The 22,041-nt window shown below is 62.3% G+C and carries 18 protein-coding genes; 14 read left to right on the forward strand and 4 right to left on the reverse strand.

Annotated features, from left to right (window positions below):
* Positions 1-28: 28 nt before the first annotated feature.
* From L9B60_RS06230 to edd, 3 genes are all read right to left on the reverse strand, one after another.
* Positions 29-748: a response regulator gene (locus L9B60_RS06230; protein WP_249677279.1), complete on the reverse strand. Its 720-nt coding sequence runs from the start codon at positions 746-748 to the stop codon at positions 29-31.
* A 65-nt stretch (positions 749-813) separates the two neighbouring features.
* Positions 814-1,767, reverse strand: a complete 954-nt coding sequence (locus L9B60_RS06235) for a glucokinase (RefSeq protein ID WP_249677282.1) — start codon at positions 1,765-1,767, stop codon at positions 814-816.
* Positions 1,764-3,590 carry a phosphogluconate dehydratase gene (edd, locus tag L9B60_RS06240; RefSeq protein ID WP_249677284.1) on the reverse strand — a complete coding sequence of 609 codons (1,827 nt, stop codon included), beginning with the start codon at positions 3,588-3,590 and terminating at the stop codon, positions 1,764-1,766. The genes L9B60_RS06235 and edd overlap by 4 nt, the downstream gene beginning before the upstream one ends.
* Positions 3,591-3,853: 263 nt before the next feature.
* Between edd and gap the strand changes: the two genes are divergently transcribed.
* The 9 genes from gap to L9B60_RS06285 all read left to right on the forward strand — a co-directional run bounded on the left by gap (position 3,854) and on the right by L9B60_RS06285 (position 14,845).
* Positions 3,854-4,855: a type I glyceraldehyde-3-phosphate dehydrogenase gene (gap, locus tag L9B60_RS06245; RefSeq protein ID WP_249677285.1), complete on the forward strand. Its 1,002-nt coding sequence runs from the start codon at positions 3,854-3,856 to the stop codon at positions 4,853-4,855.
* A gap of 17 nt (positions 4,856-4,872) precedes the next feature.
* Entirely contained in the window at positions 4,873-5,337 is a 465-nt protein-coding gene (locus L9B60_RS06250) for a methylglyoxal synthase (protein ID WP_249677287.1), read from the forward strand.
* Between the two features lie 76 nt (positions 5,338-5,413).
* Positions 5,414-5,929, forward strand: coding sequence for an RNA polymerase sigma factor (locus tag L9B60_RS06255; RefSeq protein WP_249677289.1), 516 nt, complete (start codon positions 5,414-5,416; stop codon positions 5,927-5,929).
* A 158-nt stretch (positions 5,930-6,087) separates the two neighbouring features.
* On the forward strand, positions 6,088-6,990 hold the full coding sequence (locus L9B60_RS06260; protein ID WP_249679677.1) for a FecR family protein: 903 nt from the start codon (positions 6,088-6,090) through the stop codon (positions 6,988-6,990).
* 411 nt (positions 6,991-7,401) lie between these two features.
* Entirely contained in the window at positions 7,402-9,975 is a 2,574-nt protein-coding gene (locus L9B60_RS06265; RefSeq protein WP_249677291.1) for a TonB-dependent receptor, read from the forward strand.
* A gap of 113 nt (positions 9,976-10,088) precedes the next feature.
* Positions 10,089-10,703: a biliverdin-producing heme oxygenase gene (locus L9B60_RS06270; protein WP_249677293.1), complete on the forward strand. Its 615-nt coding sequence runs from the start codon at positions 10,089-10,091 to the stop codon at positions 10,701-10,703.
* Positions 10,704-10,762: 59 nt separating this feature from the next.
* Positions 10,763-11,158 carry a YbaN family protein gene (locus L9B60_RS06275; protein WP_249677295.1) on the forward strand — a complete coding sequence of 132 codons (396 nt, stop codon included), beginning with the start codon at positions 10,763-10,765 and terminating at the stop codon, positions 11,156-11,158.
* 133 nt (positions 11,159-11,291) lie between these two features.
* Positions 11,292-13,430, forward strand: a complete 2,139-nt coding sequence (locus tag L9B60_RS06280) for a methyl-accepting chemotaxis protein (RefSeq protein ID WP_249677297.1) — start codon at positions 11,292-11,294, stop codon at positions 13,428-13,430.
* Between the two features lie 50 nt (positions 13,431-13,480).
* Positions 13,481-14,845 carry a CoA transferase gene (locus tag L9B60_RS06285; protein ID WP_249677299.1) on the forward strand — a complete coding sequence of 455 codons (1,365 nt, stop codon included), beginning with the start codon at positions 13,481-13,483 and terminating at the stop codon, positions 14,843-14,845.
* Positions 14,846-14,869: 24 nt separating this feature from the next.
* Here the strand turns inward: L9B60_RS06285 and arcD (L9B60_RS06290) are convergent, their stop codons facing one another.
* Positions 14,870-16,297, reverse strand: a complete 1,428-nt coding sequence (arcD, locus tag L9B60_RS06290; protein WP_249677301.1) for an arginine-ornithine antiporter — start codon at positions 16,295-16,297, stop codon at positions 14,870-14,872.
* 444 nt (positions 16,298-16,741) lie between these two features.
* Here arcD (L9B60_RS06290) and arcD (L9B60_RS06295) point away from each other — a divergent pair, with 444 nt between their 5' ends.
* The 5 genes from arcD (L9B60_RS06295) (at position 16,742) to L9B60_RS06315 (ending at position 21,900) form a co-directional block, all read left to right on the forward strand.
* Positions 16,742-18,169, forward strand: a complete 1,428-nt coding sequence (gene arcD, locus L9B60_RS06295) for an arginine-ornithine antiporter (RefSeq protein WP_249677302.1) — start codon at positions 16,742-16,744, stop codon at positions 18,167-18,169.
* Between the two features lie 33 nt (positions 18,170-18,202).
* Positions 18,203-19,459: an arginine deiminase gene (arcA, locus tag L9B60_RS06300; RefSeq protein ID WP_249677305.1), complete on the forward strand. Its 1,257-nt coding sequence runs from the start codon at positions 18,203-18,205 to the stop codon at positions 19,457-19,459.
* A 13-nt stretch (positions 19,460-19,472) separates the two neighbouring features.
* On the forward strand, positions 19,473-20,483 hold the full coding sequence (locus L9B60_RS06305; protein WP_249677307.1) for an ornithine carbamoyltransferase: 1,011 nt from the start codon (positions 19,473-19,475) through the stop codon (positions 20,481-20,483).
* 64 nt (positions 20,484-20,547) lie between these two features.
* Positions 20,548-21,477, forward strand: a complete 930-nt coding sequence (gene arcC / locus L9B60_RS06310) for a carbamate kinase (protein WP_249677309.1) — start codon at positions 20,548-20,550, stop codon at positions 21,475-21,477.
* A gap of 60 nt (positions 21,478-21,537) precedes the next feature.
* Complete coding sequence (locus L9B60_RS06315; RefSeq protein WP_249677311.1) at positions 21,538-21,900, forward strand: DUF5064 family protein; 363 nt, start codon at positions 21,538-21,540, stop codon at positions 21,898-21,900.
* The last annotated feature ends 141 nt before the right edge of the window (positions 21,901-22,041 follow it).

Raw genomic sequence — 22,041 nt, forward strand, 5'->3', positions numbered from 1 at the left:
CAACAGCGAGCGCGGCAGCGGCAGGCGCTTAAGCAGAGACAACGTTGGCCGCCAGCAGGTAGCCACTGCCGCGCACGGTGCGGATCAGCCGGGGCGGTTTTTCGGTGTCGCGCAGGCGTTGGCGCAAGCGCGACACGGCCATGTCGACAATGCGGTCCAGAGGCATCAGGTCACGGCCACGGGTGGCGTTGCCGATGGTGTCGCGGTCCAGGATCTGCTGCGGGTTATCGAGAAACAGCTTGAGCAGGGCAAAGTCGGCACCAGACAGGAACACCTCCTCGCCATCGGTGTGAAACAGCCGATGGCTGACCGTGTCCAGGCGCCACTCCTCAAAGGCCAACACTTCACCGCCACGCTCCTGGCCAAACTGCGCCCGGCGCAGCAGTGCCTTGATCCGTGCCTGCAGTTCGCGCGGGCTGAAGGGTTTGCCCAGATAGTCGTCGGCGCCCAACTCCAGGCCAATCACCCGGTCGGCTTCATCGGAGCTGGCGGTGAGCATGATGATCGGCACCTGGGCCTGGCGCGGGTGCTGGCGCACCCAGCGGCACAGGCTGAAACCGTCTTCGTCGGGCAGCATGACGTCGAGGATCACCAGGTCCGCTGGCTCCTCGTTCAGGGCTTGGCGAAAGCCCTGGCCGTCGCCGGTGGTGCGGACCGCGAAGCCCGCACGGCTGAGATAGGTGTGCAACAGTTCGCGAATTTCCTGGTCGTCGTCGACCAGCAGAATCGATTTGCCGGCAGTGCTCACGTGCTGCGTCCTTGTCTCTGGTACCGGGTCGAGGCGCCCGATTACTTCAAACGCAGATTAAACGCTCAGGCGTGGGCTTGCTGCAAGGCCACACCGGCACCAATCAGCCCCGAGAACTCGGCAGTCACGATCCACACGGGGATGCCCTTGAAGTAATCGCTCATGCAGCCCTTGTCAGCAAAGCTTTCGGTAAAGCCGCTGGCCAGGAACAGATCAAGGAAACGCGGGATCACCCCACCCACGATAAACACCCCGCCACGCCCGCCCACCGTCAGCACGTTATTGCCGGCCACGCGGCCGAGAAAACGGCAGAACTGGTCGATCACACCCATCGCGACCGGATCGCCGGCCAGGGCTGCCGAGGTAATGGCGGCCGGGGTTACCAACGTCGCCTCGTGGCCGTCCACCGCGCATACGGCTTGGTACAGGCGCAACAGGCCGCCGCCGCTGAGGATGGTTTCGGCGCTCACGTGGCCAATCTCGTTCTGGATCTGCTGGCGCAGTTGCGCCTCGCGGGCGGTGCCCACCGGCAGGTCGACATGGCCACCCTCGCCGGGCAAGGCCATGAAATGCTCGCCATTGCGTATTAGCGTGCCCACCCCCAGGCCAGTGCCCGGGCCAATGACCACGGCCGGGCGCAGCGGGTCGGCGATGCCCTGGCAAACCACCTGGGTTTCGCCGTCTTCCAGGCGCGTCATGCCAAGGGCCATGGCGGTGAAATCATTGACCAGTTGCAGGTGCTCGACCTGCAACGTGTCGCAAAAGGCCTTGCGGCTCAGGCGCCAGTGGCTGTTGGTGAAACGGAATTCGTCGCCACTGACCGGGCCCGCCACGGCCAGGCACACGGCGCCGATGGACCCGGGCGCCAGGCCCAGGTCCTTCAGGTAAACGCCAATGGCCTGCTCGGGGCTGGTGTAGTCCGCCGTCGGAAATACCCGCACCGAGTGCAGGTTGTTGTCTTCCCACAACGCAAAGCGTGCGTTGGTACCGCCAATGTCACCGACGAGCGCCAGTTTCATTTAAGCCCCTCCAGGCCCGAAGTGAAGGCGCTGGCGCCTTGCTCTGCGGAGCTGAACGCCATGCGCATGAAACCAAACAGTTCGCGCCCGCAGCCCACGCCGTTGTCCAGCAGGCCAATGGCGTTTTCCCGGGCCGCAAGCTCGGCAGGCTCCACCAGCACCGCCAGGGTGCCTTGCACGCCGTCGACACGGATGATGTCGCCGTCGCGAACCTTGGCCAGCGGGCCGCCATCGAAGGCTTCCGGGCAAACGTGAATGGCAGCAGGGATCTTACCCGAAGCACCGGACATCCGGCCATCGGTGACCAGCGCCACCTTGAAGCCACGATCTTGCAGCACGCCCAGGAACGGGGTCATCTTGTGCAGCTCGGGCATGCCGTTGGAGCGCGGGCCCTGGAAGCGCATCACCGCGATAAAATCACGTTCCAGCTCGCCGGCCTTGAAGGCGTCGGCCAGGTCTTGCTGGTCGTTGAATACCCGTGCTGGCGCTTCGACCACTTGGTGCTCGGGGGCTACGGCCGAGACTTTCATCACGCCACGGCCCAGGTTGCCTTCCATCACCCGCAGGCCGCCCTCTGCCGAAAACGCGCGCGCCACCGGGCGCAGGATGTTTTCGTCCAGGCTCTCGATCGGGCCTTCGCGCCAGACCAGCTTGCCGTCGTCCAGGAACGGTTCCTGGGTGTAGCGGCTCAGGCCACGACCGGCCACGGTGTTGACGTCGTCGTGCAGCAGGCCGGCTTCCAGCAGTTCGCGGATCAGGAATGACATGCCGCCCGCTGCCTGGAAGTGGTTGATGTCGGCCTTGCCGTTCGGGTACACGTGGGACAGGGTCGGCACCACCTCGGAGAGGTCGGCCATGTCCTGCCAGGTGAGGATGATGCCCGCGGCCATGGCGATGGCCGGCATGTGCAGGGTGTGGTTGGTGGAGCCGCCGGTGGCATGCAGGGCCACGATGGAGTTGACCAGCGATTTTTCGTCGACAATCTCGCCAATGGGCATGAAATTGCCGCTGGCCTTGGTCATGCGCGTGACCTGGTGCGCCGCTTCCACGGTCAGGGCATCGCGCAACGGGGTGTTGGGGTTGACGAACGAGGCGCCTGGCAAGTGCAGGCCCATCACTTCCATCAGCAACTGATTGGTGTTGGCGGTGCCGTAGAAGGTGCAGGTGCCCGGGCTGTGATAGGACTTCATCTCCGACTCCAGCAGCTCTTCGCGGCTGGCCTTGCCTTCGGCGTAGCGCTGGCGAACGTCGGCTTTTTCCTTGTTGGAAATACCCGATGGCATCGGCCCGCCCGGCACGAAGATGGTCGGCAGGTGGCCGAAACGCAGCGAGCCCATCATCAGGCCCGGCACGATCTTGTCGCAAATGCCCAGCATCAGCGCGGCGTCGAACATGTTGTGCGACAACGCCACGGCGGTAGACATGGCGATCACTTCGCGGCTGGCAATGCCCAGCTCCATGCCCGGCTCACCCTGGGTGACGCCGTCGCACATGGCCGGCACGCCACCGGCGAACTGGCCCACCGAACCGATCTCGCGCAGGGCCTGCTTGAGCTGTTCGGGGTAGGTTTCGTAGGGCTGGTGCGCCGAGAGCATGTCGTTATAGGAAGAAACAATGGCCACGTTGGCGGAATTCATCATCCGCAGCGCGTTCTTATCTTCAGTACCACAGCCGGCCACGCCGTGGGCGAAGTTGGCACATTGCAGTTTCGCCCGCATCGGGCCATCGCTGGCGGCGCCGCGGATCAGTTGCAGGTAACGCTCGCGCGTTGCGCGGCTGCGGTTTACCAGACGTTCGGTGACCTCTAGGACGCGGGGATGCATGAGACTAACTCCAGGCTATGGGGGTGACCGCTGCACCTTGTTTCCCATTATCCCATCGGCCGCCCAGGCTCGGTAGCCAGGATTGCGTTTGATCAACAGGAACAGCTGTGCCGGTCACTCGTTGTAGATAAAACAAAATATTGCCATTAAAAAGGCTTGTTTTCTATTTTTTTGCGAATAATCTTGTAATTCCAATAACAAAACAGATTTCGTGACCGTCATTCCTTGCCAGGAGGCCCACACAATCTGCCAGAGGTACCTACATGACCCTTCGTATCGCTATCAACGGTTTTGGCCGCATCGGCCGCAACGTACTGCGTGCACTGTACTCCCAAGGCTACCGTCAGGACCTGCAGGTCGTCGCCATCAACGACCTGGGCGACAGCGCGATGAATGCCCACCTGCTCAAATATGACAGCGTGCACGGTATTTTCGATGCCACCGTCGACTTCGACCAGGAAGGCCTGATCGTCAACGGTGACCGCATCGCAGTAAGTGCCATCCGCAACCCCGCCGAATTGCCGTGGAAGGCCGAGGCCATCGACGTGGTGTTCGAGTGCACCGGTTTGTTCACCGACCGTGCCAAGGCCGCCGCGCACATCACCGCCGGCGCACGCAAAGTCATTATTTCGGCCCCCGCCAAGGGCGCCGACGCCACCGTGGTGTATGGCGTTAACCACGACATTTTGCGCCAGAGCCACCAGATCATTTCCAACGCCTCGTGCACCACCAACTGCCTGGCCCCGGTGGCCCAGGTGCTGCACCGCGAGCTGGGCATCGAACAAGGCCTGATGACCACGATCCATGCCTACACCAATGACCAGGTGTTGACCGACATGTATCACAGCGACCCGTTCCGCGCCCGCTCCGCCACCCAGTCGATGATCCCGAGCAAGACCGGTGCCGCCGAAGCCGTGGGCCTGGTGCTGCCGGAACTGGCCGGCAAGCTGACCGGCATGGCCGTGCGGGTACCGGTGATCAACGTGTCGCTGGTCGACCTGACCTTGAACCTGAAACGCCAAGCCAGTGCCGACGAAGTCAACGCGCTGATGAAAGAAGCCAGCCAGCACTCGCGGATTTTGGGCTACAACACTCTGCCGCTGGTATCGTGCGACTTCAATCACAACCCACTGTCGTCGATCTTCGATGCCAACCACACCAAGGCCAACGGCAAGCTGCTGAAAGTCATGGCCTGGTATGACAACGAATGGGGCTTCTCCAACCGCATGCTCGATAACTGCCTGGCGCTGTGCAACGCCCAGTAACACAAAAGGAACGCAGTATGATCGGTATCGAATTCATCGAGTCACACCTGCCGGCGCGCAAGCGCATTGCGTTGGTGGCTCACGATCACTGCAAGGGCTTTTTGCTGGACTGGGCCGAACGCCAGAAGCACCGCCTGGCCGACCATCACCTGTTGGCCACCGGCACCACTGGCATGCTCCTGGAAAAGCGCCTGGGCTTGCCCATCGAGAGCATGCTCAGCGGCCCGTTGGGCGGTGACCAGCAATTGGGCGCGCGGATCGCCGAGCGCCGGGTCGACCTGCTGGTGTTTTTCTGGGACCCCTTCGAGCCGCAGCCCCATGACCCGGACGTCAAGGCATTGCTGCGGGTCGCGGCCGTGTGGAACATCCCCATGGCCACCAACGAGGCCACTGCGGACTACCTGCTGGGCAGCCCGCTGATGAACCAGGCGCACGCCTACCGGATTCCGGATTACGACGGTTACCTGAAAGCTCGCAGTTGATCGATACAAAGAACCGCTTGACCAAAGGCATAGATGATAAGCATTATCATTAACTGCCTTTTGGTCCGGTACCGCTGTGAGCCAGTCACACTTCAACTCTGTTTTTATCGCCCAGCGCCTGAGCCTGTTGCGCACGCTGCAACGCATGGTCAACAACCCAAGCACCGCCGAAGACCTGTTGCAGGAAACCTACCTGCGGGTGACCCGCGCCTTGGGCGAGCGCCCTATCGATCACCTGGAGCCCTTTGTGTTCCAGACCGCCCGCAACCTGGCGCTGGACCACCTGCGGGCGCGCAAGGTGCATGAACGGACCATGCTTGAGGACGTGCCGCTGGCGGTGTTGCAAAGTGTCGCCGCGCCACAGAGTTCGCCTGAAGAAGCCGCCCACGCCGAGCAATTGCTGATGCGCCTCAATACCAGCCTGAGCCAACTGTCCGCGCGCCAGCAGCGGATTTTTATCCTCAACCGGCTGCACGGCTGCAGCTACCTGGACATCGCCGAGCAGTTGTCGGTGTCGGCCAGCACCGTGCAAAAAGAGCTGAAACTGATCATGGCGATCTGCGTCGGTGTTGCGCAACGGATGGATCAATAACGAGTCTGGTAGGAATATTCCGAGTTTTTAATCGAAGGCCGCTGCTTGCCCACGCACTTTGTTAAGCTCAGCCGCCGACGACCCTGCTGGTGCGATGCCGAGGAACACCCGTGACAGAACACAACAGATCGCGCGCCGATAAGCCTGCCGGCAGCGCGATGGATCAAGCCCTCGACTGGTTGATCCGCCTGGACTGCGCCAGCGAAGCCGATCACCAGGCGTTCGACGCCTGGCTGGCCGCCGCTCCCGCGCACGCCGAGGCCTTCGCCCAAGCCAACGCCGTCTGGAACGGCCTGGCAGTCAGCCAGGCTGCCCATGCCCTGGATAAAAAGCGCCGCCCGGCGTGGTTGCGCACACTGCGCCCGCACTGGAAACCTCTGGCCAGCGCCGCCGTGCTGCTGATCGGCCTGTTCAGCTTCAGCAACCTGCCCCTGCGCTTGCAGGCCGACCACCTGACCGTGGTGGGCGAGCGTCAACGCCTGCAACTGGAGGACGGCTCCCAGGTGTTGTTGAACACCAACTCGGCGTTCTCCAGCCACATCGATGACCAACAGCGCTCGGCCAGGCTGTACCAGGGCGAGGCGTTTTTCGAGGTCGCCGGTAGCCGCCAACTGCCCTTGGAAGTACAGGCCGGGCCAGTGCGCGCCAGCGTGCGCGACACCGCTTTTGCCGTCAGCTACCTGGACGGCGAGGCGCAGGTACGCGTGCAGCGCGGCAATGTCGACCTGCAAGCCAGCCACGACGAACGCGTACGCCTGAGCGCCGGCGACAGTATCCGCATCGGCCCCCACGGCTTTGGCCAGCGTGAACGGCTGGACCCACAAAAGGACCTGGCCTGGGTGCAAGGCCGGCTGGTGTTCGAGAATTGCCCCTTGAGCCAAGTACTGGCCGAACTGCGCCGCTACTACCCGGGCTGGATCATCAACAATAACGAGCGGCTGGCCAACGTCTCGGTCACGGGCAACTACCGCCTGGACAACCCCCTGGACGTGGTGCGCTCCCTGGCGCACATCACCTCGGCCAGGCTGCACGAGTTTCCGGCGTTGGTGATTCTGGACTGATAACGCGCGCCTCAGAATGCGGCACGATGCAACCAATGTGGGAGCAAGCGTTGCTTGCGATAGGCCGCGCGGGCGGCCGGTCTCAGCAACACTTGAATCGCCCGGCAGGCTTATCGCAGGGCTGCCCACGCGGCTTGGTTCAAGACTCAAGTGAGGCAAATACCGGCCGCCCGCGCACCTATTCGCAAGCGAGCTTGCTCCCACATTGGTTGCACCGTGCCTATGCCTGTGAGAGCGGCGCTGTTGGTTTTTAGAAGCACCTGGCAACGCCCCTCCATCGTGCCACTGTCTTTCCGAATTTATTTTTACGCGATCAAGCTCCCTGCTTCGTCTCGTTATAGCCAATGCAAGTGATTCGCATTATGAATCATTTAGCAACTATAAATGCCGCGCGACAGGGAGCGCTTTTCGATGTCTTCAGGTTTCAATCGTTCTTGCACCGCCAACCCGGCGCCACGCCGCCTTTCGCTGCTCGCCGTGGCGCTGCTAATGGCTGCCACCCCCGCCGCTCCGCTGCTGGCCGCAGAAGCTGCGCCGGCTGCCACGCGGTCGGCGGGCGACTACCGCTTTGCCATCGAACAGCAACCGCTGGTGTCGGCGCTTAATGCGTTCACCCAGGTCACGGGCTGGCAGGTGGGGCTCTCGGCGCAGCTGGCGCAGGATGTCGCCTCCCCCGGTGTGCGCGGGTCGCTGAGCGCCGATCGCGCCCTGGACACCCTGCTGGCCGGCACCAACCTCAGCTATCGCAAGCTGGGCAGCAACAACGTGGTCATCGAGCGCCGCACCTCCGGCGCCATGGCCCTGCAACAGGTCACCATCAGTGCCACCCGCAGCGCCCAAGAGGTCAACAGCGTGCCCAGCACCGTGACCGTGCAAGACCGTGCGCAACTGGACCGCGACAACGTCAACAGCATCAAGGACCTGGTGCGCTACGAGCCGGGCGTGTCGGTGGGCGGCAGTGGCCAGCGCGCCGGCATCACCGGCTACAACATCCGCGGCATCGATGGCGACCGCGTACTGACCCAGATCGACGGCGTGCAAGTGCCCGACAGTTTCTTCAACGGCCCCTACGCGCAAACCAACCGCAACTACGTCGACCCGGAAATCGTCAAGCGCGTGGAAATTCTGCGTGGCCCGGCCTCGGTGCTGTACGGCAGCAACGCCATCGGCGGCGCGGTGAGCTACTACACCCTGGACCCGGATGACATCATCAAGCCAGGCAAGGATGTGGGCGCGCGCCTGAAGACCGGCTACAGCTCGGCCGACGACAGTTGGCTGACCTCGGGCACCGTGGCCGGGCGCACCGGTGACTTCGACGGCCTGCTGCACTTGAGCCAGCGCAATGGCCACGAAACCGAGTCCTATGGCGAAACCGGCGGTACCGGCCTGTCCCGCACCGAGGCCAACCCTGAAGACGTGCGCACCACCAACGTGCTGGCCAAGCTCGGTTGGAACTACGCCGACGATGCGCGCTTTGGCCTGACCTACGAGCACTACAAGGACGACCGCGATACCAACCAGTTAAGCGCGGTGGGCGGGCCGTTCGTCTCGGGTCGTGGCTTTGGTTACTACAAATCGCGCACCGGCAATGACACCGTGACCCGCGAGCGCTTTGGCCTGGACCACAGTTTTGGCCTGGACAGCGCCCTGGCCGACCACATCAAGTGGACCCTGAACTACCAGATCGCCAAGACCGACCAGACCACCCAGGAAATCTACGCGCCATCGCGCACGGTGCTGCGCAACCGCGAAACCACCTACAAAGACCGCCAGTGGGTATTCGACGCCCAGGCCGACAAATCGTTTGCCATTGCCGACACCGACCACCGCGTCACCTACGGCACCACTATCAAGCAGGACAAGGTCACGGGCTTGCGCACCGGCACGGGCACTTGCCTGACCGTGGCGGGCAGTTGCACGGCGGTTGGAGCCGTCAGCGCCGCCGATTCCCTGACCCCGGCCAGCGACTTTCCGGACCCGACCATCAACAACTACAGCCTGTTCGCCCAGGACCAGATCAGCTGGAACGACTGGACCTTCCTGCCTGGCGCGCGCTATGACTACACCCAGCTCAAGCCGCACATCACCCAGGAGTTCCTGAACACCGCCGACCAGAGCGGCGATGGCGAGGTCAGCGACAGCACCAAGACCTGGCACCGCCTGTCGCCCAAGTTCGGCACTACCTACAGCTTCAACGACAACTACACGTGGTACGGCCAATACGCCGAAGGCTTCCGCACGCCTACGGCCAAGGCCTTGTATGGTCGTTTCGAGAACCTGACCAGTGGTTATCAGGTAGCGCCCAACCCTAACCTCAAGCCTGAAAAAAGCAAAAGCTACGAGACCGGCCTGCGCGGCCAGTTCGAGGCAGGCACCTTTGACGTGGCGCTGTTCTACAACAAATACCGCGACTTCATTGACGAAAACGCCATCACCCCCGGCTACACCGAGACCACGTTCCAGAGCAACAACATCAAGCACGCCACCATCAAGGGCATGGAGTTCAAGGGCCGCCTGAACCTGGACAGCTTCGGCGCGCCGAACGGCCTGTACACCCAAGGTTCGGTGGCTTACTTGTATGGTCGTAACGACGACACCGGCGAGCCGCTCAACAGCATCAACCCGTTGACCGGCGTGTTTGGCCTGGGCTACGAGCAAGACAATTACGGCGGCCTGTTGAGCTGGACCCTGGTCAAGCGCAAAAACCGCGTGGACAGCACCAGTTTCAACACCCCGGACGGCACCAGTACCCAGTTCAAGACCCCGGGTTACGGCGTGCTCGACCTGGCCGGTTTCTACAAGGTGACGGACGATGTGACCATCAACGCCGGCCTGTACAACCTGACCAACAAGAAGTACTGGCAGTGGGATGACGTGCGCGGCTACGACAGCGTGGGCGAGGCGTCGGTCACGCAGCCAGCCAACCTTGACCGCCTGACGCAACCGGGGCGCAATTTCTCGGTCAATGTGGTTTGGGACATCTGATTGTGGCACTGTGCCGCTGGCCACAGGTCGGCGGCACCACCAAGTTTTTTTACTGAGTTTCGTCAGTTGATTCGTCTAGTCAATCAAGACCGCTGACCACAAGGACACTGCACATGACTGCAATCGAAGCACCGGCCGACACGGCCACCCTGGAACCGACCCTGCGTTCGGCGCGCCTGCGTCAACTCAGCGCCAGCCTGCACGACAGCCTGGAAACCGCTGTGGGCGCCCACGCGCCGTTCGACAGCCGCGAAAGCTATGGCCACTTCCTGCAAATGCAGTACCTGTTCCAGTCCGAACTCAAGGGCCTGTACAACGACCCCGAGCTGGTCAAACTGTTCCCCGACCTGCCCGAGCGCTGCCGCGCCGATGCTGCCCTGGCAGATCTGGCCGACCTGGGCCTGGCAGTACCAGCGGCCGTGCCGGGTGCCTTGCACAACCCAAGTGTGGCCACCGCCCTGACCTGGATCCGGGTGTCGGAAGGCTCCAAGCTGGGCGCAGCCATCCTGATCAAACGTGCCCAGGCCATGGGTTTGAGCGAAACCTTCGGTGCCCGCCACCTGGCCGAACCCGAGGGTGGGCGCATGCGTGGCTGGAAGGCCTTCAACGTGATTTTCGACAGCCTGCCGTTCAGCCCGTCCGAAGAAGCGGACGCTGATCAGGCGGCGATTGACGCCTTTTCCCGCTTGCAAATACTCTTGCAGCATACTTACGCTGCCCGCGCTTAAGCTCGACCCGGCCTGCGCCTGCGCACGGGCCGGATGTGCTGCCCTCGAAAAATGACCCCATGACCCGCCCAGCCCCGTCCAAAACCGCCCGCCTCCTGTTCGGCCTGCTTGCCTATGTAAGCCTGGGCATTGGCCTGGTGGCCATCGTGATTCCCGGCCTGCCCACCACCGAGTTCATCCTGCTGGCCGCCTGGGCCGCCACCCGCAGCTCGCCGCGCCTGAGCGCGTGGCTGGAAAACCACCGGCTGTTCGGGCCCATGTTGAGCAACTGGCGCAACGGCAAGGTCATCACCCGCCGCGCCAAACTCAGCGCCACGCTGAGCATGCTGGTGTGCGCCTTCGTCATGTACTTCACCCTGCCCCACGCCTGGCCTGTGTACGCCTCGATCGGCGGCATGGTGCTGGTCAACCTGTGGATCTGGTCACGCCCGGAATCGACAGTCGTCGCCTCCTGACGACCGCCTGTCGTCGTTTTCTCAAGACAAACGGCGCAGCGCCGATGTGCTTCCATCGCTAGAAGGAATTGGCGGGCAGGGCCTGATGGGGCTCTCGCTGTCCCGTTCCCGGTCATTTAGCGAGCTCTCACCTATGTTCGACAGTCTTTCGATCCGTCTGAAAATCGTTCTGTTATCTGGCCTGTGCCTGTTTGGCGTGGTCGGCCTGATCGTGACGATCAACCTGTGGCAAACCAGCCAGAACGATGCCCTTGTCGGCGCCTCCAGCAAGAAAATGCTCACCGACAGCGTGCAGGACCTGCTACAGGCCAAGGCCGCGGAAAAAGCCTTGCTGCTACAGAAAACCTTTGGCGACGCGTTGCTGGTGGTTAGCGCGCTGGACGACCAGATCGGTGAGCTGCGCAACCAGGCCAACCATCGCGCCATCCCGCCTGCGGCGCTGCGCGAAGACCTCAGCCACGTGCTCAACACGGTGATCGAGCGCAACCCCGGCCTGCTGGGTACCTGGGCCGTTTTCGAGCCCAATGCACTGGACGGCCATGACGCCGAATTCGTCGGCGACACCGCGCATAGTTCCAACGAAAACGGGCGCTTTGGCAGCTACTGGAACCGCTCCGCCGGCAAGACCCTCAACAGCCTCATCCTGGAAACGGACCTGAGCAAGACCGACCTCAGCGTCAGCGGCGTGCCCTACAACAGCTGGTACACCTGCCCGCAGAAGTCCAACAAGACCTGCCTGCTGGAACCCTATGCCGATGCCGTGGATGGCCAGCAGGTATTGATGACCACCGTCTCCATGCCGATACGTGCCGATGGCAAGGTGATTGGCGTGGTAGGCGTGGACATCGCCCTGGACTCGCTGCAAGCTGCCGCAGTCAAGGCACAGGGCGAGCTGTTCCAAGGCGCAGGCCACATGCTCATTGTCTCTGGCAAAGGTGTACTGGCGGCCAACAGCCTGGATGCCAGCACTGTGGGCAAAGGCGTCGAGCAGGCCCTGAGCAGTGACGGCAAGGAGTTGCTGCAGGCGATTGCAACCCACAACATCAAGGTCTTCAAACAGGGCGAACTGATCCGCGCCGTGTACCCGGTTGCGCCCATCCCCGATGCCGCGCCGTGGGGCGTGGTGATCGACCTGCCAGAGCAGGTGCTGCTGGCCGACTCGGTAAAACTGCAGGGCGTGCTCGACAAGGCCCAGACCACCGGCACCCTGATTGCACTGTCGGTAGCCCTGGTGGCCGGCCTGGTTGGCCTGCTGCTGATCTGGCTGACCGCCTCGGGCGTAACCCGGCCGATCAACAGCGTTGCCAACATGCTCAAGGACATCGCCAGCGGTGAAGGTGACCTGACCCAGCGCCTCAAATATACCAAGCGCGACGAACTGGGCGAACTGGTGAGCTGGTTCAACCGCTTCCTCGACAAACTGCAGCCGACCATCGCGCAAATCAAGCAAAGCGTCACCGAGGCGCGTGCCACCGCCGACCAGTCTTCGGAAATTTCGCGGCGCACCAGCGAAGGCATGCAGGTGCAGTTCCGCGAGATCGACCAGGTGGCCACCGCCTCCAATGAAATGAGCGCCACCGCCCACGACGTCGCCAACAGTGCTTCAAGCGCTGCCAGTGCCGCCCGCGGTGCCGACCAATCGGCCAAGGACGGTATGCAGATCATCGAGCGCAGCACCCGCGACATCACCCTGCTGGCTGAGGAAGTGAGCAAGGCGGTCAGCGAAGTGGAAGCCCTGGCGGTGAACAGCGAGCAGATCGGCTCGGTGCTGGAAGTGATCCGCAGCATCGCCGAGCAAACCAACCTGCTCGCGCTGAACGCGGCCATCGAAGCGGCCCGTGCCGGCGAAAGCGGGCGCGGTTTCGCGGTGGTGGCCGACGAGGTGCGCAACCTGGCCAAACGCACCCAGGACTCGGTGGAAGAGATCCGCCACGTGATCGAACGCATCCAAAGCGGCACCCGCGGCGTGGTGCTGACCATGCACTCCAGCCATACCAAGGCGCAAGACAACGCCGGGCAGATCCAGCAGGCCGTGCAGGCGCTGGGCAAGATCAGCGACGCGGTAACGGTGATCAGCGACATGAACCTGCAGATCGCCAGCGCCGCCGAGCAACAAAGCGCGGTGGCCGAAGAGGTGAACCGCAACGTCTCGGCAATCCGCAGCGTGACCGAAACCCTGACTGGCCAGGCCACCGAGTCTGCGCAGGTGAGCAGCCAACTCAACGCGTTGTCCAGCCAGCAAATGAAACTGATGGATCAATTCCGCGTTTGACGGTCCAACCTTGTGTGCCGAAAATGATCGGCACACAAGGAGGCTTGACCATGCCTGAATTGCTCTCGTCCTTTTGCGCGGCGCTGGACCTGCCGGATCATTTGCTCGCCGCCACCACCTTCCAAGCCGTGGGCGCCCTGCCCTCTGCCTACGCCGTCACTGACTTTGCCAGCGCCAGCATCGCCGCTGCCGGGCTCGCCGTGGCGCACCTGCTGCAGCAACAGGGGCAACCTTTGCCCGCAGTCATCGTCGACCGCCGCCTGGCCTCATTCTGGTTTGCCGGCAGCCTGCGCCCCTTGGGTTGGAGACTGGCACCGGCCTGGGACGCGTTGGCCGCAGACTACCAGGCAGCCGACGGCTGGATTCGCCTGCACACCAATGCCCGCCACCACCGCGCCAGCGCCGAACAGGTGCTGGGCGCGTGCAGCGACCGGGCAGCCATGGCCCAAAAAGTCGCGCAGTGGCAGGCCGGCGACCTGGAGTCGGCGATTGTCGCGGCCGGTGGTTGCGCCGCACAGATGCGCAGTTGGGCACAATGGCAAACGCACCCGCAGGGGCAGGCGGTGAACGCCGAACCGCTTGTACAGCGCAGCCATGCCGATACCCAGGTACGCCAGCCCTGGCTGGGCAGCGCCGCGCAACCGCTGGCCGGAATCAAGGTGCTGGACCTCACGCGCATCCTCGCTGGCCCCGTGGCCACCCGTCTGCTGGCAGGGCTGGGCGCCGATGTACTGCGCCTGGACCCACCCGGATGGGAAGAACCATCGCTGGTGCCCGAAATCACCCTGGGCAAGCACTGTGCGCGCCTGGATCTGCACGATGCCCTCGACCGACTGACCTTCGAGCGCTTGCTCGGCCAGGCCGACGTGCTGGTGCATGGTTACCGTGGCGATGCACTGGAGCGGTTGGGTTATGGCGCCGAGGAGCGTCGTCGGCTGGCGCCCGGCCTGATCGATGTGAGCCTCAATGCCTACGGCTGCAGCGGGCCCTGGCGCCACCGCCGGGGTTTCGACAGCCTGGTGCAAATGAGCACCGGCATCGCTGCGGCGGGCATGCAGTGGCAATCGGCGGACAAACCCGTGCCACTGCCGGTGCAGGCGCTGGACCACGCCACCGGTTACCTGATCGCAGCCTCGGTGATACGTGGCCTGACCGAGCGCCTGCACAGCGGTCGCGGGGGTTCGGCACGGTTGTCGCTGGCGCGCACGGCCAAAGCCTTGGTGGAGCACGGCCAGGTCACAGTCGACCTGCCGTTGGCGGCCGAAACCGGCGCCGACTTGGCCTCGGCGGTGGAACACACACCTTGGGGCCCGGCCCACCGGCTGAGCCCGCCACTGTGCATCCGCGGGACGCCTTTGCAATGGGCGCTGCCGGCCAATGAACTGGGCAGTGCGATTGCCGCGTTCGGGGCGTGAATCAGGCACCGTCGCCGCCCACCCTCACAAACTCAACACCCCACTGAACAACCCGTAAGCCGCCAACCCCGCCCCCACCAGCACGGCGGCAAAAATCAGCTTTTCCCAGCGGGTAAACAACGGCTGGCCCTGCTCGCGCTTGGCCTTGGCGTACAAGATCACCCCCGGCGCATACAACAGTGCCGACAGCAGCAGGTACTTCACCCCCCCGGCGTACAACAACCATATCGCATAGGCCAGCGCCACCAGGCCAATCAGCAGGTCCTTGCGGCGCTGGCCGGGGGCCTGCTCGTAGGTTTCGCCGCGCCAGGCCAGCAACACGGCATAGGCCGCCGACCACAGGTAGGGCACCAGAATCATCGATGAGGCCAGGTAGATCAAGCTGGTGTAGGTACCGGCGGAAAATAGCGTGATCAGCAAAAACAACTGGATCATGCCATTGGTCAGCCACATCGCGTTCACCGGCACGCCGTTGGCGTTTTCCTTCTTGAGGAAGGCCGGCATGGTGTCGTCGCGGGCCGTGGCAAAGAGGATTTCGGCGCACAGCAACGCCCACGACAGCAGCGCCCCCAGCAACGACACCGCCAACCCCAGGCTGATCAGCAGTGCGCCCCAAGGCCCGACGATGTGTTCCAGCACCGCAGCCAGGGAAGGGTTTTGCAAGGTGGCAAGCTCAGGCTGGCTCATGATCCCCAGGCTCAACACATTCACCAGCACCAGCAGCGCCAGCACGCCCAGAAAACCGATGACGGTGGCCTTGCCGACGTCCGAGCGCTTCTGCGCCCGACCCGAATACACGCTGGCGCCCTCGATGCCGATGAACACGAACACCGTCACCAGCATCATGTGCCGCACTTGCTCCATTACCCCGCCCAGGCTGGGGTTGCTGCTACCCCAGATGTCCAGGGTGAAGACGTCGGCCTTGAACGCCACGGCCGCGATTACGATAAACATCACCAGCGGCACGATCTTGGCCACCGTGGTGACCTGGTTGATGAACGCCGCCTCCTTGATGCCGCGCATCACCAGGAAATGCACCGACCACAACAGCACCGACGCACAGGCAATGGCGATGGGCGTGTTGCCCTGGCCGAAAATCGGAAAGTAGTAACCCAAGGTACTGAACAGCAGCACGAAGTAGCCGACGTTGCCCAACCAGGCACTGATCCAATAGCCCCAGGCCGAGGAAAAACCCATGTATTCGCCAAACCCGGCCTTGGCATAGGCATACACGCCCGAGTCGAGGGTGGGCTTGCGATTAGCCAGGGTCTGGAACACGAATGCCAGCATCAACATGCCCACGGCAGTGATGCCCCAACCGATCAGGATGGCGCCCGCTTCGGCCCGTTCGGCCATGTTTTGCGGCAGCGAGAAGATTCCGCCGCCGATCATCGAGCCAACTACCAAGGCGATCAACGCGCCAAGCCGTAACTTCCCGCCGGGTTCTGTCATTTGAGCCTCGTCAATCCGTGATATCAAGCTGCCAGCCTTGCCAGGTACAGTTCTTAAATATAGTTACTTACTGACCGGTTATGATTTTTAGCGCAAAAAAAGATGCCCGTGATAGCGATGCAACATAAAGAAAGTTAGCCAGCTAAGAGTATTTTAAAGCTTGCCTTATAAATCAGATGAATGGGAAAAATTCTCAGCAAAAATTTGCGAATTCGAAAAACCATACTAATTTCTAAGGTCTCGGCAGGGCGAGCGCAAGTCTCTCCCACACATGGAAGGTCCGCAGTGCAGGGGAGTTCCAGCACGACCGAGCTGTCACGCCTGTGCAACGACCGAGGTTCATAAATCAACAATGGAATGTGCCCATGAACTGACCCAGATCATCTTTTTTCGCAGCGACTAGTTCTAGTCTAAAGCCTCGATTCTCCTGGATGGAGTCATACAATGTCAGAAGCTCCCGGCAAACTACGACTTGGCGCATTGGTCGCGCTGGTGGTGGGTTCGATGATCGGCGGCGGTATCTTTTCATTGCCGCAAAACATGGCTGCAAGTGCCGATGTAGGTGCAGTACTCATTGGCTGGGCAATTACCGCAGTCGGCATGCTGACCCTCGCGTTCGTCTTTCAAACCCTGGCCAATCGCAAGCCAGACCTGGACGGTGGGGTGTACGCCTACGCCAAGGCCGGCTTCGGCGATTACATGGGCTTTTCCTCGGCCTGGGGCTACTGGATCAGTGCCTGGCTGGGCAACGTCGGCTACTTCGTGTTGCTGTTCAGCACCCTGGGCTATTTCTTCCCGATCTTCGGCGAAGGCAACACGCCGGCCGCGATCATCGGCGCCTCTGTACTGCTGTGGGGCGTGCACTTTTTGGTGCTGCGCGGCATCAAGGAGGCCGCCTTCATCAACCTGGTCACCACGGTTGCCAAGGTGGTGCCACTGCTGCTGTTCGTCGCCATCGCCTTCTTCGCCTTCAGGCTGGACATTTTCACCGCCGATATCTGGGGCTCGATGAACCCGGACCTTGGCAGCGTGATGAACCAGGTGCGCAACATGATGCTGGTCACCGTGTGGGTGTTCATCGGCATCGAGGGCGCCAGCATCTTCTCGGCCCGGGCCGAAAAGCGCTCGGACGTGGGCAAGGCCACCGTCATCGGTTTCATCACCGTGCTGCTGTTCCTGGTGCTGGTGAACGTGCTGAGCCTGGGCATCATGACCCAGCCGGAACTGGCCAAACTGCAGAACCCATCCATGGCCGCGGTGCTGGAACACGTGGTCGGGCATTGGGGTGCGGTGCTGATCAGTGTCGGCCTGATCATCTCGCTGCTGGGGGCACTGCTGTCGTGGGTACTGCTGTGCGCCGAGATCATGTTCGCCGCCGCCAAGGACCACACCATGCCGGCGTTCCTCAAAAAGGAGAACGCTAATCAGGTCCCGGTCAACGCCCTGTGGCTGACCAATGCCATGGTGCAGATCTTCTTGATCATCACCCTGTTCTCGGCCAGCACTTACCTGTCCCTGATCTACCTCGCCACCTCGATGATCCTGGTGCCCTACCTGTGGTCCGCGGCCTACGCCTTCCTGCTGGCGGTGCGTTCGGAAACCTACGAGCAGGCCCTCAAGGAGCGCCAGAAAGACCTGGTCATCGGCGGCATCGCACTGATCTACGCGATCTGGCTGCTGTATGCCGGCGGGGTCAAATACCTGCTGCTGTCGGCGCTGCTTTATGCCCCTGGCGCGATCCTGTTTGCCAAGGCCAAGCGCGAGGTGGGCCAACCGATTTTTACCAACGTGGAGAAGTTGATATTTGCCTTGGTCGTACTCGGCGCCATCGTGGCTGCCTACGGACTGTACGACGGTTTCCTAACGCTCTGAACCCTGTTTCTGAAATTGTGGAGGAACATTGCAATGTCTACGGAAAAAGTTAAATACGGCGTCCATTCCGAAGCCGGCAAATTGCGCAAGGTCATGGTCTGCTCCCCGGGCCTGGCCCACCAGCGCCTGACCCCGAACAACTGCGACGAACTGCTGTTTGATGACGTGCTGTGGGTGAACCAGGCCAAGCGCGACCATTTCGACTTCGTGACCAAGATGCGCGAACGCGGCATCGAAGTGCTGGAGATGCACAACCTGCTGACCGACATCGTGGCGCAGCCCGAAGCGCTGGACTGGATTCTGTCGCGCAAGATCACCCCCAATCAGGTCGGCGTGGGCCTGGTGAACGAAGTCAATTCGTGGATTCGCAGCCTGGAGCCGCGCAAGGCCGCCGAGTACCTGATCGGCGGTGTGTCTGGCGATGACTTGCCCGACACGTTCGGTGGCCAGACCATTCAGATGTTCCGCGACTTCCTTGGCCATTCCAGCTTCATTCTGCCGCCGCTGCCCAATACCCAGTTCACCCGCGACACCACCTGCTGGATCTACGGTGGCGTCACCCTGAACCCCATGTACTGGCCGGCGCGTCGCCAGGAAACCTTGCTGGCCAGCGCCATTTACAAGTTCCACCCGGACTTCACCAGCGCCGACTTCCAGGTCTGGTATGGCAACCCCGACGAGGACCACGGCAACGCCACGCTGGAGGGCGGCGACGTGATGCCCATCGGCAATGGCGTGGTGTTGATCGGCATGGGCGAACGCAGCTCACGCCAAGCCATTGGCCAGCTGGCGCAGAACCTGTTCAAGAATAAGGCGGTGGAGCGGGTCATCGTCGCCGGCCTGCCCAAGTCCCGCGCGGCCATGCACCTGGACACCGTGTTCAGCTTCTGCGACCGCGACCTGGTCACCGTCTTCCCGGAAGTGGTGAACCAGATCGTCGCCTTTACCCTGCGCCCCGATGACAGCAAACCGGGCGGCATCGACATCCGCCGCGAAGAAAAAAGCTTTATCGACACCGTGGCCGCGGCGCTCAACCTGAAAACCCTGCGCGTGGTGGAAACCGGTGGCAACAGTTTTGCCGCCGAGCGCGAGCAGTGGGACGACGGCAACAACGTGGTGGCCGTGGAGCCCGGCGTGGTCATCGGCTACGACCGCAACACCTACACCAATACCCTGCTGCGCAAGGCCGGTATTGAAGTGATCACCATCAGCGCCGGCGAACTGGGCCGTGGGCGTGGCGGCGGCCACTGCATGACCTGCCCGATCATCCGCGATCCGATCGACTATTGAGAGGAGACCCATCATGGCTTTCAACATTCGTAACCGTAATTTGCTCAGCCTGGAGCACCACACCACGCGCGAATTGCGTTACCTGCTGGACCTGTCCCGCGACCTGAAACGTGCCAAGTACACCGGCACCGAACAGCAGCACCTCAAAGGCAAGAACATTGCGCTGATCTTTGAGAAAACCTCGACCCGTACCCGCTGCGCCTTTGAAGTGGCGGCGTACGACCAAGGGGCGAATGTCACCTACATCGACCCCAACTCTTCGCAAATCGGCCACAAAGAGAGCATGAAAGACACCGCCCGCGTGCTGGGGCGCATGTACAACGCCATCGAGTACCGCGGCTTCAAGCAGGAAATCGTCGAAGAACTGGCCAAATTTGCCGGCGTGCCGGTGTTCAACGGCCTGACCGATGAGTACCACCCCACCCAGATGATCGCCGACGTGCTGACCATGCGCGAGCACAGCGACAAGCCGCTGCACGACATCAGCTACGCCTACCTGGGCGATGCCCGCAACAACATGGGCAATTCGCTGCTGTTGATCGGCGCCAAGCTGGGCATGGACGTGCGCATCGCAGCCCCCAAGGCGCTGTGGCCACACGACGACCTGGTGGCGCGTTGCAAAGCGTACGCCGAGGAAAGCGGTGCACGTATCACCCTCACCGAAGACCCGAAAGCGGCGGTCAAGGGCGTGGACTTCGTGCACACCGACGTGTGGGTGTCCATGGGCGAGCCCGTCGAAGCCTGGGGCGAGCGCATCAACCAACTGCTGGCCTACCAGGTAAACGCCGACCTGATGAAGTCCACCGGCAACCCGCGGACCAAGTTCATGCACTGCCTGCCGGCCTTCCATAACTCGGAAACCAAGGTCGGCAAACAGATTGCCGAGCAGTATCCGCACCTGAAAAACGGCATCGAAGTGACCGATGACGTGTTCGAAAGCCCGGCTTGCATCGCCTTCGAGCAAGCGGAAAACCGCATGCACACCATCAAGGCCATCCTGGTGTCGACCCTGGCCGATCTGTAACCCCACCCCGGATAGGGGCGCGGCGACCCGCCGCGCCCCACCTGCGCAACACAGGGAGAACACCATGCGTATCGTCGTTGCACTGGGCGGGAACGCCCTTTTGCGTCGTGGCGAACCCATGACCGCCGACAACCAGCGCGCCAACATCCGTATCGCCACCGAACAAATTGCCAAGATTGCCCCCGGCAATGAACTGGTGGTGGCCCACGGCAATGGCCCGCAAGTAGGCCTGCTGTCGCTGCAAGCGGCGGCCTACACCTCGGTCACGCCTTACCCGCTCGATGTATTGGGCGCCGAAACCGAAGGCATGATCGGCTACATGATCGAACAGGAACTGGGCAATCTGCTGGACTTCGAGGTGCCGTTCGCCACCCTGCTGACCCAAGTAGAAGTGGACGGCAATGACCCGGCCTTCAAAAACCCGACCAAACCCATCGGCCCGGTCTACGGCAAGGATGAAGCCGAACGCCTGGCCAAGGAGAAAGGCTGGAGCATCGCCCCCGACGGCGACAAGTTCCGCCGCGTGGTCGCCAGCCCCAGGCCCAAGCGCATTTTCGAGATCCGCCCGATCAAGTGGTTGCTGGAAAAAGGCAGCATCGTGATCTGCGCCGGCGGCGGTGGTATCCCCACGCTGTACGATGAGAACCGCAAACTCAAAGGCGTGGAGGCAGTGATTGACAAAGACCTGTGCTCTTCATTGCTGGCCGAGCAGTTGGACGCCGACTTGCTGGTGATCGCCACCGACGTCAACGCCGCCTTCATCGACTGGGGCAAGCCCAGCCAGAAGGGCATCGCCCACGCCCACCCCGACGAGATGGAAAAACTCGGCTTTGCCGCCGGCTCCATGGGGCCTAAAGTACAGGCAGCCTGCGAGTTCGCGCGCAACACCGGCAAGGTCGCGGTGATTGGTTCGCTGGCCGACATCGACGCCATCGTCCAAGGCACCGCTGGCACGCGTATCAGCACCGCCAAAGCGGGCATCACCTATCTTTAGTCGAACCGCAGGGTAGGCCCAAGGGTCTACCCTGCATATTCCACTTCGAGGAGTACCCCCATGGCCTTGTTCGAACCCGGTCGCTTGCACATCCAGCGTGTAGCCCTGCAACCCGACGATTTTGGCTACGAAATCGAACTCAAGTACGAAGTGCTCCACGATGCCAGCCGGGGCAAATACGTGCACTTCAAGATGGACGGGCACGTCAACGACCAAACCTTCCAGGACGAATTCGAACTGGGCAAGGACGAGTGGTACAACTTCGCCAGCAGCGCCGACCACATCGCGCGCAAGCATGGCCTGCCCACCACTGGCGTGCTGTCCTTGTCGATGCACAAGCAATATGACGCCATGTTCGAGCACATTCGCGAGCAGATCGGCGCCAAGAGCGGTGACTGCGTGGCGCCTGAACATCTCGAGTAGCCCAGCACTTAAGGAGCGGATTGATCCGCGAATATCAAGACACGGTTTAGCTGAAACAGCACGGCGCCTTTTTCGCGGATCAATCCGCTCCTACAGGCGCCTTGGCAAGGCATACTAGCCGCCCCTGTCCAGCAGAACTTG

This window comes from Pseudomonas abieticivorans, from assembly GCF_023509015.1.
In the GTDB taxonomy this organism is placed as follows: Bacteria; Pseudomonadota; Gammaproteobacteria; order Pseudomonadales; family Pseudomonadaceae; genus Aquipseudomonas; species Aquipseudomonas abieticivorans.